The sequence below is a fragment of the Marinomonas sp. 63XJN7_9_ISO-PGPR-S23-217 genome (assembly GCF_056173515.1).
Map to the genome: position 1 here is coordinate 4763975 of NZ_CM149678.1, position 18260 is coordinate 4782234.

The following is an 18260-nucleotide window of genomic DNA, read 5'->3' on the forward strand; positions in this document are numbered from 1 at the left end:
CAAAATAACATTGTTACCCCTTAGACCACAATCACCTCTACCATGCCCCCATCGAAAACAAGCAACCCAAATAAAGGGGGATGTATGTCACAGGATACAATCAAAAGCGAGCTTGAGACGGTTCTTAACAGTATGAAACGCCAGCAACTAAACGCAGGCCCAGCGTCCGCTCAATTGCGCAAAGACCGCTTACAACGTAGCTTAAAACTGATTCGCGATAATCATAAGGCACTGGTTAATGCGATGAATGAAGACTTTGGTCATCGCAGCGCTTACCAGACCACCATTGCAGACCTAGCCACTAGCTGCGGCCTGTTACAACATGCCATCAACAACCTAGACAGCTGGATGCAAGCAGAACAAACCACGGCACCCGACCCAGAAATGCATACAGAAATTCAATTTCAACCCTTAGGTGTCATTGGCGTCATCAGCCCATGGAACTTTCCAATCAATCTAGCCTTTGGTCCTTTAGCCGGTATTTTTGCCGCAGGTAATACCGCCATGCTCAAACCGTCTGAATTAACCCCCAAGACCTCTGAGTTATTGGCTGAATTGGTAGGCCGTTACTTTAGCTATGACGAGTTAACCGTCGTATTAGGGGACGCCGATGTGGGTCAAGCGTTTAGTGGCTTACCCTTCGATCATTTGGTGTTCACCGGCAGCACCGCAGTGGGCAAACACGTTATGCGCGCCGCAGCGGAAAACTTAGTGCCTGTCACCCTAGAATTAGGGGGTAAATCCCCTGTGATGGTGGCGAAGCAAGCAGACCTAACCAAAGCCGCAGAGCGCACACTGACCATTAAAACCTTTAACTCTGGGCAAATTTGCTTGTCACCAGACTATGTTTTACTGCATGAAGATCAGCGTCAGGCATTCAAAGATTTGTCTATCGACTTTATGGCACGTACTTTCCCAACCATTCAGCAAAACCCTGATTACACTGCCATTATTAATGAGCGTCATTACCAACGCTTGGTGAATTTGCTGGAAGATGCCCGCCAAAAAGGCGCCGAAGTGGTCAATCTAGGCGCAGAAAATGAGCCCGCATACGATGCGAATAACCGCAAAATCGCACCGCATTTAGTACTTGGTGCGACCGATGACATGGCCATTATGCAAGAAGAGATTTTTGGCCCACTGTTACCGGTTCGTCTTTATCAAGAAGAAAGCGATGCCGTTCACTACATCAATGCACACCCAAGGCCTTTGGCAGCCTATTACTTTAATGAAGACACCGCAGCCCAAGAGAAATTTGCCCAGCAAACAACCTCCGGCGCCTTAGTCATTAACGATGTCATGACCCACGTTTCCATTGATGAACTGCCATTCGGCGGTGTAGGACCCTCAGGTATGGGCGCGTATCACGGCATTCATGGTTTTCGCCAATTTTCCCATGCGAAACCAGTCGTCACGCAAAGCGAACAAGGCACGTCAAACTTACGTTTACGGGCCCCATACGCAGATAAGATGGCTGATCTAGAAGCGTTCTTTAATAGCTAACATCAAGCAATGGTAGACGCTGGCGCTTGACGTCATACGCTGCTCAATCCCCCCTCGCCTGTTTACGGTATAGCCAACATGCGAGGGGATTTTTATTTCACACAGGCCCTTATATGAAACGCGATATTTATGCTTATCTAACCTCTTTTGTCCTGATATTAGCGATTGGTTTCAGCGTCTTTTTGGTAATCAGTGATAACGATATCCCTTTCACCACGCTGGCCAGAGTCAAAACCTCGATCTTAAATTTATCTCCTCAAGTCTCAGGCAACATTGAACAAGTCTTGGTAAAAGAAGGCGAAACAGTTAGCGCTGGACAAACCTTATTTCAACTAGATCCCAGCCAATATCAGCTGGCCGTCAACAAAGCTCGAGCCAACCTACATCAAGCACAAAGCCAATGGCAGCAAACTAAGCTGTACTTAAAACGAATAGCAACCTTGAATAAATCGTCTTTGACCAGCAAAGAAAAATTGGATGAAGCCACAGCCAACGAGCAAAGCGCGGCGGCTAACGTGCAAGCGGCACAAGCCACTTTACAGATAGCGCAACGCAATCTAGACCATACCAAGATTATCACCGCTGAACCTGGTGTAGTGACGAATTTAGCCTATCAAGTTGGTATGTATGTCACGCCATCTTCAACGCTGGTACACATTATTAACCGGAAAAAATTCTGGCTCGCCGCCGATTTTACCGAAAAAGGTTTACCCGTTTTAACCCCCAATCGTGAAGTCAACATTGTCTTTGATGCCTATCCCGATCGCGTGTTTCACGGCCATATTAGCTCCATTGATCCAGCAATATTAGTGGGAGCAGAAAGCGCCACTTCACTTGCGCAAGTCGATAGTGAAACCCGTTGGATTCACCCACAACAACAAATCCGCGTACGCATTCGGGTAGATCATGCGCCCTCTCCGCTGGTAGCAGGTAGCCGAGCCAGTGTCATGGTGCGTGATAAGGATCATATTTCCGATATTTGGATGACGATATTGAGCTGGATGAGGTACGTCTATTAATGTACGAGCTGATTCGTAAAACGCTAATCATTGTACTGTGCTTGATGCTGAGTAAAATGCTGCATTTAAATGTCAGCGTCTATGTGGTGCTCTTCGCCATTGTCGTGGCGACCACCAGTTTTTCTAAACATCTAACACATCTATTACAACGTTTAATGCCTTCTGTGGCGGCGGCAGTGGGGGCCGTGTTTGTAAACCAGCTCTTTGCTGACCACCCCTTTATTATCTGGACCTGCTGCATCGTGTATTTTGATCATGTACGCCGTCATGCGGATAACAACCTACGGATTCGCATGGCCACCTTGCCTTTATTCATGATCATTTTTATTACCACCTATAGCAACAGCTCGGGGTACATTTTAGCCATTCCGAACATTATTCGCGACGTGGTGCTAAGCGCCTTTTTAGCCGCATTAGTCGCCAGTTTGGTCAATCACCTGATGCCTGTGAAAGCACAACCACCCAAGCCCGTCGTTGTCCCCCAACCCGTCTATGGAACGGATCGCCTAAAAATGCTGATATTGGTTGGGGGCGGCTTAGCCTTCATCATGATCAATGAAGTCACCAGCGCCGTGTTTTGCCTTGTGCCTTTGATCACCTCTGCCATGCAACCAACGCACGCGCACATGAAACAACATGCGATTGAAAAGATTCTCGCCCAAGTCGGAGGCTGCAGCTTAGCGGTCATCGCCTCGCTGATCTATTCCGGTACCGAGGTGGATGTATACACCTATTTTGTTATCTCCTTCCTATTGGTGTATTTGATTTTATATTGGAGTCACTATTCTGAAGCGGGAGACAGAGCGATTCACGCGGACGCGTTAATGGGCTTTTTGATTCCCTATCAACTTTATGTGGCAAAAAACGGTAACGATTTTGGGTTACATTCGATTGCCCTACGTGCCGTGGAACTGATCATCGCCTTACTAATCATTTATGCGTTGGCCCATTGGCTAAACCGCCTTGGGCAAGGTAAAAAATCACAGACTTCAACCTAAGCAAAGCCACCTTTTTACGGTGGCAATTCTTAAGTGAATGTCATCAACTTACCCTATCGTCAGAACAGTCTTCTAGGGTTATCCTTTCGCCATTGAATAGGATCGTAGCCGTGGATAGCTTGGTATTTCGCTGCTTGCTTGCGTATAAACTTCACCCATAAGGAAGATGAGTAATAAAAGCCAGACCAAACGACTGCAATAAGGTTCACACTAGCCACATAGTATATAGAGGGATAATATATTTCGGGATTTAGCACCCTGAAATTGATGATAGCAAAGATCATAAGAATAATAGAAAGACAACTAGAACCGACCATGAACCATCGAGGCCACCTAAAGTAACGAAGCATTAAGATATTTAATGTTTGGAGAATCAACATATAAAAAAGTATTCCATATGCGATAAACGCCACATTCTCCTCTGTGGCTTCAACGCCTGAAGTAAGTATGACAAAAATAATCGATAAAGGGCAACTCAAGCTCCATAACACACCGGTGGTACAGAATAAAAACATAACTCCCTCGCAGCATCACCCTTGCATTTTAATAACACGTTAACTGTCAGAACAGCCTTCTAGGATTGTCCTTTCGCCATTGAATAGGGTCATAGCCATGGATAGATTGGTATTTTTGAGCATGATTTTTAAGTAATTTGACGCATAAAAAAGAAGAAAAATAAAAGCATGACCATGCTGCAGCGATAAGGTTGGCGTAAGCCATATAATGCACAGCAGCGTTCATACCTGTAAAATTGATAATAGCGAATACCATCAGAATAACAGAAAGAAAACTAAGAGCCGCCATTGTTCGTCGCGCCCATCTAAAGTATCTAAGCATCAAAATATTTAGCACTTGGAGAATCACGATATAAAAAATCATTCCAAATATAAGCCATGATATAGAGTCATCCGTGAGTTCTAAGTGAGATATAGCAAAGAGGGATGGTATAACCATAACGCAACTTACTGTCCATAACACGGCTGTGACACTGTATAAAAACATCATTTCCTCGCAACATCACCCTTGCATATTAATAAAACGTTTACTATCAGAACAGCCTTCTAGGGTTATCCTTTCGCCATTGAATAGGATCGTAACCATGTACAGCTTGGTACTTAGCAGCTTGTCGTCGGATAAACTTGCCCCATAAAGAAGAAGAAAAATAAAAGCATGACCAAGTGACTGCTATAAGATTCACACTGCCAAGATAGTATATAGAAGGATAATATATGTCAGGATTTAAACTACTAAATTTGATAATAGCAAAGATCATCAGAATAATAGAAAGAAAACTCACACCAACCATTGACCAACGCGCCCAGTTAAAATAGCGAAGCATTAAAATGAAAAATGTTTGAAGTACTAAGATATAAACAATCATTCCATACACAATCAACTTCATATTTTCGTCTGTCGCTTCGACGCCTACAACAAGTAGTACAAAAAAAACTGACAAACCACAGCCAATCGTCCATAGAAGACTAGAGATACAAAACAAAAACATCATTCCCTCGCTACGTCACCCTTTCACTTTAATAAAACGTTAACTATCAGAACAGTCTTCTAGAGTTATCCTTTCGCCATTGAATAGGGTCATAGCCATGCACAGTTTGGTATTTCGCTGCTTGCTTGCGTATAAACTTCACCCATAAGGAAGATGAGTAATAGAAACATGACCAAACGGCTGCAATAAGGTTAGCGAAAGCCATATAATGCACTACTGCATTTAGACCCGTGAAGTTGATCATAGCAAAGATCATCAGAGCAATAGAAAAAACGCTAAAACCAACCACTGCCCAGCGAGCCCAACTAAAAAAACGAAGCATTAATATGTTAAATATTTGGAGAACAACTATATAAAAAAGCATCCCAATCGCGATAAATTTCATATTCTCACCCGCAGCTTCAACTCCTTCTGCAACTATCACAAAAATAATCGATAGAGTACAGCCTATGGTCCATAATACACCAGTGATACAAGCTAAAAACATAATCAAGTTCTCTTCTTAATGAATAATGCTGATGGCTATTTGATTACCTTTTGAGAGTCTTTTGACATTCTCGTGAATAACGCCACTTTTTGAACTTGAGTAGAGGGTTAGAAAGGATACAATACTTTGTCTAATTTGATAAGAAGTCGCTCGCCTGACTTCTTTAGCGCTATATAAGTACATTTTTTGACTCTTTAGACGACCGAGTAGGTCGTCTAAAGTCGTATTTAATTTTTTGAAAGGCTTGGTAGCCATATAGCGATATCAGGAAATATCATAATTAGAGTCAAACCTAACAATCCCATCATGGCGTAAGGAAAGGCACCTACCAGTACGTCCTTAATGGTGTAATCTTCACAGATGGCTTTGACTACAAATAGATTCATGCCAACAGGTGGCGTCACGGCACCGATTTCCATATTGATAACCAGAATCACGCCAAACCAGACAAGGTTGATATCCAATGCTTGTAGTGCTGGTAACAGAATGGGGACCGTGACAAGAATCGCTGCGGCCGCATCCATAAACATACCCAGTATTAAGTAAAGGATGTTGATTAAGATTAAAAACTGAATGGCGGATAAATTCAGTGAATCTATCCATTGTGCTACGTCTTGAGGCACTTGCAGAAGTGACAGAGTGTTACCAAATACGGATGCCCCTGCGATTAACATTAGTATCATCGCACTGGTTTCGACACTGGCCATGGTGGCTTGCCAGAAGAGTTTAAGTGATAAACTGCGCTTAACAAATATGGTCAGTAATAGGGCATAGATCACCCCGACACCAGCGGCTTCTGTTGGGGTGAATAATCCCGTATAGATCCCGCCCAACACCACTGGAATCAATAACAAGCTGGCAATCATATCGAAGGTGATAGGGGCTTTCGCCTCTGCCGATTGCTCGCTATTTGTAGGGTTAATGGGATGCTTACGCATGGCATAGATGGAATAGAGAGAAAACAATCCAGCCAACATTAAGCCGGGAATAATGCCTGCTAAAAACAACTGGTTAACAGAGCTATTGGTAACTAATGAATAGAGAATGAACGAAATGCTTGGCGGTATCAAAATCCCTAATGTACCCGATACGGCAACACAGCCGGCACTGAGTCGTTTTGGGTAACCACGCTCACGCATCTCTGGAATACTAATCGAGCCGATGGTCGCAGCAGTGGCCGTGGAGGAGCCTGAGATCGCGGCAAATATAGTACTGGCTAAGGTGGCAGCGATGGCGAGACCACCAGGAAGTTTTCTTGTTATGCGATGAGCAAAGCTAAATAAATCTTTCCCTGCTCCCCCCTTGAGCATGAGCTGGCCCATGTAGATATAGAGCGGAATGGCAATAATAACAAAAGAGTTGAGGTCACTGTAGGCCGTTTGTGTGAGCGCGTTAATGCCAGGCCCAACACCAATGGTAATCATGTAACCAAGCATACCACTAATCAGTAGTGATACGGAGATTGGCAATCCCAGAATCATGAGTGCCGCCAAGGCACACAGAGTGATCGTAAAGGTCATTTATGAGTTCCAATAATTATTTGTCAAATACTCATCAATCGAGACCTTTTCACGAAGTCGCGAATTTAATGAAGCATGTGATGTAGCAATGTCTTTAATCGGTTTGGCTGATATCCAGTATGAACTTATGTAATTCAGCCACCGCCCAGACACCAATCCCAATGGGAACAGCCGCCTTCGCAACCCACACTGGCCACTGAACCACGTCTAAGGTAATTTCTTGCATGGTGAAGCTGTCTAATGCCTGCAAAAAGCCTGCGTACGACATAAAACACAAAAAGCTAAACAGAATTAAAAAGCGCAGAATGATCAGTAGCTTTCCCCGCCCGATTAGATTTTCTATGGCAATGCCTGCTGTCACATGATGGCGGCCCATTGCCGTCGCAACTGTGCCCGTAAAGGCTAACCAAATTAGACAAAATAAATCGAGGTCGTAAGTCCAAGAATTGTCTATGTTCATCATGCGCAGGACAATACCAGCAATGATGGACATGGATAATAAGATGAGGGATAGTGCCGCGATGATGCTGACTAATTTAGCCAGCCCTCCCGTTAAATCCCTTACCCATTTGACCAAGCGGCCAAATGGGGATGTCTCAGTTGGATGTGTCATTGAATTTACCTAGAAAAAGGAGGCGTGTTAGTTGCTGTAGGGTTTTAGGTCATCCAAAATTTTCTGACCAGTTGCCCCTGTTTCTTTAAGATACAGTTTACGCTCCATGACACCAGCGGTTTCTTTCCAAGGCGTTAACTGCTTACCAGTTAATTGCGTGACTTGGTTGCCTTTAGATTTCAGGAACTTGATATCATTAGTAAATTCATTTTCAATGTCTTGTACGGCTGCTTTTTCGGATGCCTTGGCCGCTTTGGTGATCACGTCACGCTGTTGTTGGGTTAGTCCTTTCCACCATTGTAGGTTGACTTGAACAGGGTAAACCAAAGGTACATAGTGGATTGCGGTAACGTATTTACCTACTTCAAACCATTTACGTGACGTGATGGTCGATAGACCCGATGTTGCGCCATCTAAAGCGCCTCGTTGCATAGAGGTATAGACTTCACTGGAGTCCATGGCAACTGGAGTGGCGCCTTGGCTCTTAAGGAACATAGCAGAAAGGCTGCCCTCAGAGCGCATTCTTAACCCTTTTAAGTCACTTGGAGTAACGATGGGTTTTTTGTTATTGATATAAGAAGTGGCATAACCATAGAAGCCCCAAGCAACAACATGGACACCGTGTTTTTCCATAATAGCATCGACATCTTTACCCAGCTTACCATGTAACGCTTTTAGTAATGTTGGCGCATTTGGTGCAAGAAAAGGAATGGTATCCCACTGTAGCGCTGGCGCATATTTAGACCACCAGTGCATGGCATTAATGCCCATATTAGCCGTGTTATTTGCTAAACCATTGGCGATGTTAGAGGCTTTGAGGAGAGAGCCAGAAGGATAGGTAAGCACTTTAATGCTACCATGGCTCATTTCTTTGATGTTTTTTGCAATGGTCTCTGCTTGATTCGCTGTAGCAGTATGCGGTGGCATATACCATGCAAACCGCACGGTTAAATCGGATGCGAAAGCACTCGTTGAAGTCAATCCTAAAATAGATATTACAGCAATAGACATGCTTAATAAAAGTTTAAGGCATTTATTTATCATGGCGAACTCCTTTTTATTATTTTCTTTTAGCTTATTGCAATAGATCATACTAAATTAATTATTAGTACCACCGAGTTTTTAATTAGAATTTGAATATCATTATCAATAACCCCATTACCTTCCATTATAAATATCACACATTTCTTAAATTACAGTTCCAGACATTTTTTATGTCCAGCATTAGTTTTTTCATTACTTGTATGTACGATAATCACTGTTATTTAGTTATAATTTTTATTGTTTGGCTTTTTTCTCTTTAAAACGCTCAAGATATGACTTGAAAAGTGCGGCACTACGATAGAAACCATGTGCGAATTTGCTGTATGGCATTGTCAGGAAGAAGGCCATGACAAAGCCGAGATGCAACGTAAGCATGAGTGGCATCAAGGTGGTTTCTCTGACGCAAAGCAGCAATAAACCAGTTAAGCTAATCATGAATAGCAGAACGATAAAGGCACGATCCATGGGACGCTGAGCTTGGTCCCCATGATCGGGATGTCGCTTATAGTTTAGATAAAGTAGTCCAGCAGGCCCCACCAGCAAGCCTAAACCACCGATAATTCCCAGCATGACGGGTAAACTGAAGACAGGATATGGCGCTTCCCACCCGATATAGTGGTAAAGAGTCGCCACTGAGGTGGCTGCGAAGCAGAGCATGAAGCCATAAAAGGTCAAGTGATGGAAACGGCGACGAGATAATGTGTAGGCATCATCTTCATTATTACACCCTTGTCCATGGCCTCCATCTAAGTACTTAAGTGTTAAGGCCGCTTTACCAGCTTGTAGCATGGCAGGTAAAGGTTCTTGCTGTCGTTTCTCCTCTTTTGGCGTCACTTTTCGCCAGAAATGAACGACTCCCACTAACAATGCCAGAATAGAAAAAACAAACACTGAGCCAAACAGGGCAACTAGGGTGTTATGTGAGAATATATGGTAAAAATTTCCCCCTTCAATTTTTGTGAAGAGGTTGCCCTGTATTAACAAGGTGAGAATTAGAAAAAGGCAGAGTGCCAACCCACTGGACAAGGCGAGAGTCACGCCATTGCGCTGATATAGCGCGCCTAGTTTTTTGGGCCAAGCGAAGTCTATATAGGTTTGCAGACGTACTTTGGCCATAGCTCGAGGTATATTGACATCAAATTCATGTGGCGCCGCGTATTGGCAAGCATGCAAACAAGCTCCGCAGTTATGGCACAAATTGGCTAGATAATGAATATCGGCTTTATTAAACTCCAAGCGCTGTGTCATGGCAGGGAAAACAGCACAAAAGCCCTCACAGTAGCGACAGGCATTACAGATTTGCATCTGTCGGTTGACGTCTTCTTCGGCGGTGTTTAATAGCGGAATCAGGTTACTTTCAGCGCTCATGATAAATTCTCTTATTCTCTATTAGTCATATATTCAGGCAATCTAAACGGGCTGTCTGTCCAAGCAGGATAAGGCTGCATTGTGGCCTGCGATGCGGCCAAAAGCGGTGCCAATCGACATACCAACACCTGCGGTATAACCCTTACCAAGTACGTTTCCAGCCATCATCTCCCCTGCGACAAACAAGTTTTTACTCGGTTGATTAGCAAAACGTACGGCTGCGGTTGCATCCGTCTTGAGCCCTAGATAAGTGAACGTCACTCCCGGCCTGAGGGCATAGCCGTAAAACGGTGGCGTATCAATAGGACGAGCCCAATGAGTTTTGGCAGGTGAGATTCCTTCTGTCGCACAATCATCCAATTTCGTATGATCGAAAGAACCGGAGCGGCAGGCTTTATTGTAGCGTTGAAGAGTGCGCAAGAAGGTCTCGCGGGGAAGCTCTAGTTGATCAGCGAGTTGTTCTAATGAATCGGCTTTACTGCCGGGAAACACTGGTGGCATGAAGTGACCAACCGCTTTACTGTCTATGATAGAGAAACCTATTTGCTCTGGCTGTTGGGCCACTAGGCGCCCCCATATTGCATAACGCTTAGGCCAGAAATCTTCTCCCTCGTCGTAGAAACGCTCACCCTCTTTATTCACCACAACACCGAGGGATACACAGTCGATACGTGTACAGATGCCGCCATCGTATAAAGGAGCACGAGCATCAATGGCGACCATATGAGCTTGCGTTGGGTCTCCTATGCGGTCAGCGCCGAGGCTGAGCATACGTTTGAGTAATGTTCCGGTATTGAAACGAGTACCACGAATCAAAAAGTTATCGGACGGGTATTCACCCCGTTCATTTTGCCCCCAAGCTTCGCGTAACCAATCTCGATTGGATTCGAATCCACCCGCAGCTAACACGCAGCTTTTGGCTTCGATACGTTCTGCCGCAAAGTGGACACCATTTACTTGGCGCTCAGGAATCAATGCGGCGACAAACCGTCCATCTTTGATTTCTAAATCTTCAACAGGGGTTTCATATCGGATTTGCACACCTAACCGCTCAGCGCTTCGATAGTAGGCGTTGACCAGAGCTTTTCCGCCCCCCATAAAAAACGCATTAGTACGTGCGACATGCAGAGCACCGGAAAGAGGCGGTTGAAAATGAACACCGTGTTGACGCATCCAATCCCGACAGGTGGACGATTCTCGGATCACCAATCGAGCCAGCTCTTCGTTGGTCTTGCCGTCCGTCACCTTCAGCAGGTCTTGCCAGAATTCTTCTTCTGGATAGGCGTCAACCAGTACATCTTGGGGGGCATCGTGCATGCACCTTAGGTTTCGGGTGTGCTGAGAGTTACCACCCCGCCACTCACGTGGTGAAGCCTCAAGCAACAAGACGCTAGCCCCCGCTTCACGGGCCATCAGGGCGGCGCACAGAGCGGCGTTACCACCGCCAATAACCAGAACATCGATCATAAGCTCTCCTATTACATGAGAAGCAGCATAGCTTTTCAGTATCGGAGAAATACTATTGTGCGAAAGCAGTCATCGACAGTGCGGTTTTGCAGGTAGGTATTTAGAAAAATTAAACCCCATTTTCATGCTAACCGATCCAGTTTGCCCCAGACCAGATACCGCTATTCACTAAATCTTTGGTCACCTTGATAATGGTTGCACGAGCCGCCAGCGCACTCGGAGAAAGGTCATCGTCAGGTAAACTGACCAGATAGTTTCGACGAATTAATTGGTTATCTTCAATGCGGCGGATAGATAATCCGTTTTTACCAAAGCGAGCGGCAGCCGCTCCGGGTTGAATGGTTGCCCCAAAGCCTTGGTGAACCGTGTCCATTAGAAGCGTAAGCCCATCAATTTCCATAATGATATTGGGGTGAATATTGTATCGTTCAAAAGCAGCCATCAAACTGGTCCGCAATCCATGTTGCCCACTTGGCATGATCAGCTTTATATCCGCTAAATTTTTGATATGTACGGGAGACAAGGCACCAGATGCATTTAAGTCTTCTGGTGAAGAGATGAGGAATAACTCTTCATCGAGTAACGCTTTTGTACTCCAACGATGAACCGTCTCTTTATGAAATAATATTGCCAAATCTAGCTGTCGCGTATTCAGCATATTTTCTAAATGTCCAGATAGCATCTCTATTATATGAAGATGGATATGAGGATAGTTCTCTCGCATTGCGCGAATTAGAGGGAGAGCAAGAACGGTAGCCGTCGTCGGTGGCATGCCGATACTGACATAGCCACTGGTTCGCTCTTTTTGAGCCGCCATGGCTGCCTGCTCTGCTTGCCTTATGGCAAGTTGAGCATGATGCATAAATGCAATGCCTGCACTCGTCGGAAGAGCCCCCGTTGATGTCCTGTTAAGTAGCCGTGTGGCAAGTTCGTTTTCCAATTTTGATATTTGCTGACTTAACGCAGAAGTACCGACGTCCAACTCAAGGGCGGCCTTACCTAAACTGCCGCATTCAACGACCTTTAAAAAGTACCTAAACTGTCGAAGTTCCATCGCTCTTTCACCTTTGTTTTTATGTTTTGAAGCTTGTTTATTCCTTCTATTTTATTCCTTCTATCGTTCGGAGAAAGTTTTCTTCTCTTGCAGGGTCAACAATCAACTACTTCAAAGCACTTAGAAAACGCCTATCCGCTGAACGTAAGACTTTCCAGCATATTTGTTCACCATTCGCTGCAATTGAACATGAAAACGCTTTAAAGTCGACCTTTCAGCTACTTTCAGTTTTAGCAACTAAAGACAGACAACTTTAACACACTAAAGTCAATGAGTTAGAAGTAAGTCATTGGTTTTTGTCTTCGCCTCCACACCACTTGCCTACACTCTGATTGCATTAGATTACTGACTTGATGTAATTTTAACGAAGACAAAACGCTGCTGTAACCCGCTACAAATGGGGGCTAAAAACATGGGAAAAATAAAATTAAAACGAATAAAGAAATAATCTTCTTCAGGTTATCAGACTATTTGAAGGATATGTAACCACAGTTGATGTGGCTATAGCGCAATAAGCAATTACCAGCTAAAGTTAGACAGCATACTTCTGATTTTGGCTAAGCAAACTGAATGCATAAAGAGAATTTAAAACTAAGCGCATCACAGCTACTAATCATTCTTGATAACGCAGCGCTTTACGGCATTCACAGCGTCAAACAACTGCATTTTTTTATCGATGTAGCCATGAGCATTGAGTCCCAAACAGATCGACCAACTTTAATGCAACTTTCTCATGCAGATGATGGATACGATCCAGAGTATAAGCGAGTTCAATCCATTTTTTTGAAGCTTTCATCCGGTTCAAAAAGCCGAGATAGGGACGGCCTAGAACTCCTAACATTCCTTGATCAGGGCAAAAACAAACGAATAATCCTGACAAAGAAAGGCGCAGACCTATGGAAAGCTATTAAAGTCTTGATTGGATAGGAATGGTAAATGACTGGAATTCATAAAAAACCTTTTTTAACTAGACATTAATGCTAATGGGTGTCTAGTCAAGTAAGAAAAGTCCAGTTCCATCCAAAATCAGAAGAAAAATTTAATTCATTGACCTAACAAGACATACAGGATTGGATCCAATGATAGATGTGATGAGCAACTTCGTCAGAATTGGTATCCATCATTGGCACATGTGAATTACCATAGATTCCCAGTTTAGGGAGATCAATGACTTTTACATTACCACCGGTGCCTTTCAGCTCCGCTACGTATTGGTCAACTTGTTTCCTATACCCTTGCCAAGTAACCGATCTATCAATGTAATCTCCCCACACAAACAAATGAGGTACCTGATTGGCAAGTCCTAACTTGTCAGGTGCTGATGCAGGTTCAACAACGACCACTCCTAGAAATAGATCAGGACGTTTGGCAACAGCTTCAAGTGCAAAATTTCCGCCTTGGCTATGAGCTACTAGCCACACAGGACCTATTTTCTCTAATGCTGAGTAATATGCCTCTAATGTAATAGATGCATGATCCGTCCAGCGCGGCACAAATTGTGAACAGAAATGGTCGAGACTATTTAACGGGAATTTTAGTCCCTCATATCCTTGACTTGGATCTGCATCACTTGAGTAGTGATCACTTTTACCGAATCTAAATAGTTCCCATGCTTCATTTCGTGTTCTGAAAATGGGGGCTGTATCGTATATTTCTGGATAAGGAGACCACCCCGCTCGCCCTCGTTCAACTGCATCACATACATATGTATCAAACCCTCTACGCAAAAAATACATTTGCCAGCCAGGTCGACCGTCTGGAGTAGTCTCCCAAGTCACTCCTGTCATCGCTCCACCATGCCAAAACATAATTGGACTATTACATTTCGGCTGAACTTGACGAACATATTGGACATAAATTTGCCCCGTTACATAGTCGCCGTTAAGATCGACTAAGCGAGCTTCCGCATTTCTTGCGACCTGTACTTTACGAGCTGGCTGCCCAGCCAGTGTAACTATTTTGCCACCTGAAAAAAAACTACCAATTTCAGCTAGATTGAGAGAATTTAACTCATTGTTACCCATAATATTTCCCCTTCACTCAACATCACGAGCGTAAAGTGTTGTTTGATCAATTGAAAACGCGCGGATTCTAATCCCAGTTGGAGAGACCTGCCTAAATACACTGACAACTTGATCCATCGCTTCTTCTACAACAATGGATTGTCGATATTCAGTTGCCCTAAATTGCATATCTACATAAACAGGTAGAGGACTTACAAAAGTAGAACTCAAGAGCACTATCTGACATTTAGCAGGATTAGCATGCAAAACTTCTCGCATCATTCTCTCTAGCCCTTCCTGAATAAATTCCTGATTTTCTCGAATCGTTCCATCAAGCGTTTCTGCATAAAAAATTTTAATAACAGGCATACCTATCTCCTACCCATAAACTAATGCCGTGGTTAAGATACTTGCAGCAAGTAACCCAGCAAAAAAACGTTTCATATTTATCTCCTGTTTTTATATTTATTCGATATGTCATTTAATTCTAATTTCACTAATGTATTATTAAAAATAATCTTTTATGCTAGTAGGCATTATAATTGGTGATACCTATGTTTAGATCAAAAGATATCGCACTTCTGCACGACTTCGTTGCGGTATGTGAAGCTGGGAACATGACTCGAGCTGCTCAAACCTTAAATACAACTCAATCAGCTATCACTCAACGTGTGCAACGATTAGAATCAGCACTCAAAACAAAGCTCGTTAAAAGACACTCTAGGGGAATCATTCCAACTGAACAGGGGAAAATTCTTCTTCGTTACGCAGCTAGGGTAAATTCGCTTATAGAAGATGCTGTTGCCGAAATCTCAGCATGGGAAGGTTCTCCTGTTGGTGCAGTCTCCATAGGACTCCCACCATCGGTGTCGTCAGTTTTGATAAGCCCACTGATTTCAGCCGTCAAAGAGAGGCTACCAGGGGTTGAGCTAACGGTTGCAGAAGCTTTTTCTGGGTACTTAGAAGGCTGGCTTCAGAATAACGAAATCGATTTTGCTTTCCTGTTTAATCAGGTAAGAAATGACCAACTTAGCCTAACAGATATACTTTATGAAGATCTTTATTTGATCAGTAATACTGCGTTAGCAAAGGATATGCCTCGGGAACTTGAGATCAGAGATTTAGAAGGGATTCCATTTGTTGCTCCTAGTCGCAGACATGGCCTAAGAACTGAGGTTCAGAGTGAAGCGGTACGCCAAGGTGTTGAACTAAACGTTGTTCTTGAAATTGATGCTGGGCATCAGCTAATTAAGCAAATAGAGCTAGGTGTAGGTGTCGCTGTGTTAGCTCGTTCATCGGTTATGTCTGAACTAGAATCTGGAATTCTAGTAGCCAAACCAATCATAAAACCCAAATTTACTCGAACTGTATCCCTAGCTGTAATGCAGCAAAAATCGGACTCATTTCTACTCAACCGCGTCAAAGAAGTTATACTAGATGTAGTTTGTGAATTAATTACGTCGGAACAGTGGCTTGGAGAGAAAATTATTCACTCCTAATTGAACTTTGATGGACTCTGAAGCTGAAATTATAGACATCCAAGTGCACCAGATGCCTAGATCCATCAGTTATATTAAGAAAACTAAGATGGCAATACTAAGGCTAAATATTTTTATAGCCGAAGCGCTATCGGATAGCTGGAGATAAAATACAAAAGAGCCAAGAGTTCAGGCGTGCTTTTGGCTCTTTTAAGTTAAAAAAGTTTTAACACTTCCCTGTTTAGTCACCTTCAAATTTTGCTACCGAAGACAAAGCGCTTTAAACGCCTAAAATCAACGTTTTAGTGGTACACAGCCGTGTTTTGTCTTCGCTCTAAAAAGTTTGTCTTCGTTTTAATTTCATCAAATCATTACAAAAATTAAATCCCTACCTACTTGTCAAAAAACAAACAAATACTGTATAAATAACCATATAAATATTTTCCTTTTGTGGAGCCGACTATGCTAACAAGCATCGCTATTTCCAATTTTGCTATTGTTGAGTCTCTTGAGTTGGAGTTTAAAAAAGGCATGACGGTGATTTCTGGCGAAACAGGCGCTGGGAAATCCATCATGGTGGATGCGTTGTCGTTGTGTTTGGGCGATAGAACTGATGCCGCCGTCGTGCGCCACGGGGAAAAGAAAGCGGATATTTCTGCGACCTTTGACATTACAGAATACCCACATGTTTATGAATGGCTGGAAGAAAGAGATTTAGAGAACGATCAACACTGCATTCTACGCCGTGTGATTAGCAAAGAAGGTCGCTCTAAAGCCTACATCAATGGTCGTCCTTGCACCCTTGGTGATTTAAAAGAGGTCGGCAGTTATTTGGTCGATATTCATGGTCAGCATGAGCATCAATCGTTATTAAAGAAAAGCGCACAGCGCAAGCAGTTAGACGAGTATGGTCAGCTTACCGAGCTTGCTAAGCAAGTGAGCCAGCAATACAGCACATGGCGCCAACTTAAAGAGGAGCTTTCTTTATTACAAAACCGCTCGGCTGAGCAGGATGCGAAAATTCAGTTATTGTCTTATCAGTCTCAAGAGCTGGAACAACTGGATTTAAAAGAAGGCGAGATCGAGACGTTGGAAAACGAGCAGGCGTTTCTGTCGAATATCGCCGACTCCCAATACAAGGCTTATCAAGCCAGCGGGATTTTGGTGGACAGCGACGAAGGTAACGTTTGCTCTTTGCTGAACCAGGCACTCAACAGTGCTGGCCAAATTCGTCCGGCCACAAAAGCGCTAGAAGATGCGCTAGAGATGATGAACGCGGCCTTAATTCAAGCTCAGGAAGCCGCAGATAGCCTCCATCACTACCAAGATACCTTAGAACAAGACCCTGAACGACTCAGTGACATCGAACAGCGCTTGTCTGATATATATGACACGGCACGCAAGCATCGGGTCTTGCCAGAGGCCTTGATCGCACTACGAACGTCTGTAGATGCCGAACTTGCAACATTGCAAGGCGGTGAAGAAAGCCTTGACCATCTTAAAGAAAAAGAAGAGCGCGCTTATGAGTCACTCACCGCGCTGGCAACCACTCTGACCGAAAAACGCATTGCTGCCAAAGACAAGTTAGCCAAACAAGTAGAAGAACAAATACACGGCCTTGGCATGCCCCATGCGCGTTTCTTTATCGATTGTCAGCCACTAAATCAAGTGACGGCACATGGCTTTGAAGAAATCGAATACATGATTGCCTCTAACCCAGGACAACCCGCTCAGCCACTACGTAAAGTCGCGTCAGGCGGTGAGCTGTCACGTATTAGTTTGGGGATTCAAGTCGTTACCGCCCATACGTCCATCATTCCGACGCTGGTCTTTGACGAAGTCGATGTGGGGATCAGTGGCGGTATTGCTGAAGTGGTCGGTCGAATGTTGCGTTCTGTTGGACAACGCGGACAAGTTTTCTGCGTCACCCACTTAGCGCAAGTAGCAGCACAAGGCAACCAACACCTACGTGTTAGTAAAAAAGTGGCTGACGATGCGACCTCATCACAAGTTTCACAATTGAAAGATCAGGACCGTACTCAAGAAATTGCCCGTTTGTTAGGCGGCATAGAACTGACCGAGCAAACCCTTGCCCATGCAAGAGAAATGTTGGGGAACGTGCAACTGCAATAACAAAAAAGGCCCACCAGTGCAGTAATGAATACTGCCTTGGTCGGCCTTTTAATATCGAAATACACGTTT

The 18260-nt window shown here is 43.9% G+C and carries 16 protein-coding genes; 6 read left to right on the plus strand and 10 right to left on the minus strand.

Features of this window, described 5'->3' with window-relative positions; all coding sequences use genetic code 11:
* Positions 1-84: 84 nt before the first annotated feature.
* The 3 genes from AC0VYI_RS22155 to AC0VYI_RS22165 all read left to right on the plus strand — a co-directional run bounded on the left by AC0VYI_RS22155 (position 85) and on the right by AC0VYI_RS22165 (position 3520).
* Positions 85-1503, plus strand: coding sequence for a coniferyl aldehyde dehydrogenase (locus AC0VYI_RS22155; protein WP_475445654.1), 1419 nt, complete (start codon positions 85-87; stop codon positions 1501-1503).
* 113 nt (positions 1504-1616) lie between these two features.
* Positions 1617-2522, plus strand: coding sequence for an HlyD family secretion protein (locus AC0VYI_RS22160; protein WP_475445656.1), 906 nt, complete (start codon positions 1617-1619; stop codon positions 2520-2522).
* Positions 2483-3520 carry a DUF2955 domain-containing protein gene (locus AC0VYI_RS22165; protein ID WP_475445658.1) on the plus strand — a complete coding sequence of 346 codons (1038 nt, stop codon included), beginning with the start codon at positions 2483-2485 and terminating at the stop codon, positions 3518-3520. Before AC0VYI_RS22160 ends, AC0VYI_RS22165 begins: the two co-directional genes overlap by 40 nt.
* A gap of 1048 nt (positions 3521-4568) precedes the next feature.
* On the opposite strand, the gene AC0VYI_RS22170 is transcribed toward AC0VYI_RS22165, so the two are convergent.
* From AC0VYI_RS22170 to AC0VYI_RS22205, 8 genes are all read right to left on the minus strand, one after another.
* Positions 4569-5027 (minus strand): hypothetical protein, encoded by a 459-nt coding sequence (locus AC0VYI_RS22170; RefSeq protein ID WP_475445660.1) that lies wholly within the window; start codon positions 5025-5027, stop codon positions 4569-4571.
* A 43-nt stretch (positions 5028-5070) separates the two neighbouring features.
* Positions 5071-5511 (minus strand): hypothetical protein, encoded by a 441-nt coding sequence (locus AC0VYI_RS22175; RefSeq protein ID WP_475445662.1) that lies wholly within the window; start codon positions 5509-5511, stop codon positions 5071-5073.
* Positions 5512-5738: 227 nt separating this feature from the next.
* Complete coding sequence (locus tag AC0VYI_RS22180) at positions 5739-7031, minus strand: TRAP transporter large permease (RefSeq protein WP_475445663.1); 1293 nt, start codon at positions 7029-7031, stop codon at positions 5739-5741.
* A 94-nt stretch (positions 7032-7125) separates the two neighbouring features.
* Positions 7126-7644, minus strand: coding sequence for a TRAP transporter small permease (locus tag AC0VYI_RS22185; protein WP_199478765.1), 519 nt, complete (start codon positions 7642-7644; stop codon positions 7126-7128).
* Between the two features lie 27 nt (positions 7645-7671).
* Positions 7672-8688 (minus strand): TRAP transporter substrate-binding protein, encoded by a 1017-nt coding sequence (locus AC0VYI_RS22190; protein WP_475445665.1) that lies wholly within the window; start codon positions 8686-8688, stop codon positions 7672-7674.
* A 234-nt stretch (positions 8689-8922) separates the two neighbouring features.
* Positions 8923-10056: a tricarballylate utilization 4Fe-4S protein TcuB gene (tcuB, locus tag AC0VYI_RS22195; protein WP_475445667.1), complete on the minus strand. Its 1134-nt coding sequence runs from the start codon at positions 10054-10056 to the stop codon at positions 8923-8925.
* 42 nt (positions 10057-10098) lie between these two features.
* Positions 10099-11523 carry an FAD-dependent tricarballylate dehydrogenase TcuA gene (gene tcuA, locus AC0VYI_RS22200; RefSeq protein ID WP_475445669.1) on the minus strand — a complete coding sequence of 475 codons (1425 nt, stop codon included), beginning with the start codon at positions 11521-11523 and terminating at the stop codon, positions 10099-10101.
* A gap of 127 nt (positions 11524-11650) precedes the next feature.
* Entirely contained in the window at positions 11651-12577 is a 927-nt protein-coding gene (locus AC0VYI_RS22205) for a LysR family transcriptional regulator (RefSeq protein WP_475445671.1), read from the minus strand.
* Positions 12578-13147: 570 nt separating this feature from the next.
* Between AC0VYI_RS22205 and AC0VYI_RS22210 the strand changes: the two genes are divergently transcribed.
* Positions 13148-13504 carry a hypothetical protein gene (locus tag AC0VYI_RS22210; protein WP_475429748.1) on the plus strand — a complete coding sequence of 119 codons (357 nt, stop codon included), beginning with the start codon at positions 13148-13150 and terminating at the stop codon, positions 13502-13504.
* A 125-nt stretch (positions 13505-13629) separates the two neighbouring features.
* Here AC0VYI_RS22210 and AC0VYI_RS22215 read toward each other — a convergent pair whose 3' ends face one another.
* Positions 13630-14601 (minus strand): alpha/beta hydrolase, encoded by a 972-nt coding sequence (locus tag AC0VYI_RS22215; protein WP_475445673.1) that lies wholly within the window; start codon positions 14599-14601, stop codon positions 13630-13632.
* 12 nt (positions 14602-14613) lie between these two features.
* Complete coding sequence (locus AC0VYI_RS22220; RefSeq protein WP_199478452.1) at positions 14614-14949, minus strand: hypothetical protein; 336 nt, start codon at positions 14947-14949, stop codon at positions 14614-14616.
* A gap of 185 nt (positions 14950-15134) precedes the next feature.
* On the opposite strand from AC0VYI_RS22220, the gene AC0VYI_RS22225 reads away from it, so the two are divergent.
* Positions 15135-16079, plus strand: a complete 945-nt coding sequence (locus AC0VYI_RS22225) for a LysR family transcriptional regulator (RefSeq protein ID WP_475445674.1) — start codon at positions 15135-15137, stop codon at positions 16077-16079.
* 441 nt (positions 16080-16520) lie between these two features.
* The gene (gene recN, locus AC0VYI_RS22230) at positions 16521-18191 is read left to right on the plus strand and encodes a DNA repair protein RecN (RefSeq protein ID WP_475445676.1); all 1671 of its coding nucleotides are present in this window, start codon (positions 16521-16523) and stop codon (positions 18189-18191) included.
* Positions 18192-18260 lie beyond the last annotated feature (69 nt).

Coding starts and splice junctions, on each gene's coding strand:
- AC0VYI_RS22155 (WP_475445654.1), top strand. CDS start 85: ATGTCACAGGATACAATCAAAAGCGAGCTTGAGACGGTTCTTAACAGT.
- AC0VYI_RS22160 (WP_475445656.1), top strand. CDS start 1,617: ATGAAACGCGATATTTATGCTTATCTAACCTCTTTTGTCCTGATATTA.
- AC0VYI_RS22170 (WP_475445660.1), bottom strand. CDS start 5,027: ATGATGTTTTTGTTTTGTATCTCTAGTCTTCTATGGACGATTGGCTGT.
- AC0VYI_RS22175 (WP_475445662.1), bottom strand. CDS start 5,511: ATGTTTTTAGCTTGTATCACTGGTGTATTATGGACCATAGGCTGTACT.
- AC0VYI_RS22180 (WP_475445663.1), bottom strand. CDS start 7,031: ATGACCTTTACGATCACTCTGTGTGCCTTGGCGGCACTCATGATTCTG.
- AC0VYI_RS22185 (WP_199478765.1), bottom strand. CDS start 7,644: ATGACACATCCAACTGAGACATCCCCATTTGGCCGCTTGGTCAAATGG.
- AC0VYI_RS22190 (WP_475445665.1), bottom strand. CDS start 8,688: ATGATAAATAAATGCCTTAAACTTTTATTAAGCATGTCTATTGCTGTA.
- tcuB (WP_475445667.1), bottom strand. CDS start 10,056: ATGAGCGCTGAAAGTAACCTGATTCCGCTATTAAACACCGCCGAAGAA.
- tcuA (WP_475445669.1), bottom strand. CDS start 11,523: ATGATCGATGTTCTGGTTATTGGCGGTGGTAACGCCGCTCTGTGCGCC.
- AC0VYI_RS22205 (WP_475445671.1), bottom strand. CDS start 12,577: ATGGAACTTCGACAGTTTAGGTACTTTTTAAAGGTCGTTGAATGCGGC.
- AC0VYI_RS22210 (WP_475429748.1), top strand. CDS start 13,148: ATGCATAAAGAGAATTTAAAACTAAGCGCATCACAGCTACTAATCATT.
- AC0VYI_RS22215 (WP_475445673.1), bottom strand. CDS start 14,601: ATGGGTAACAATGAGTTAAATTCTCTCAATCTAGCTGAAATTGGTAGT.
- AC0VYI_RS22220 (WP_199478452.1), bottom strand. CDS start 14,949: ATGCCTGTTATTAAAATTTTTTATGCAGAAACGCTTGATGGAACGATT.
- AC0VYI_RS22225 (WP_475445674.1), top strand. CDS start 15,135: ATGTTTAGATCAAAAGATATCGCACTTCTGCACGACTTCGTTGCGGTA.
- recN (WP_475445676.1), top strand. CDS start 16,521: ATGCTAACAAGCATCGCTATTTCCAATTTTGCTATTGTTGAGTCTCTT.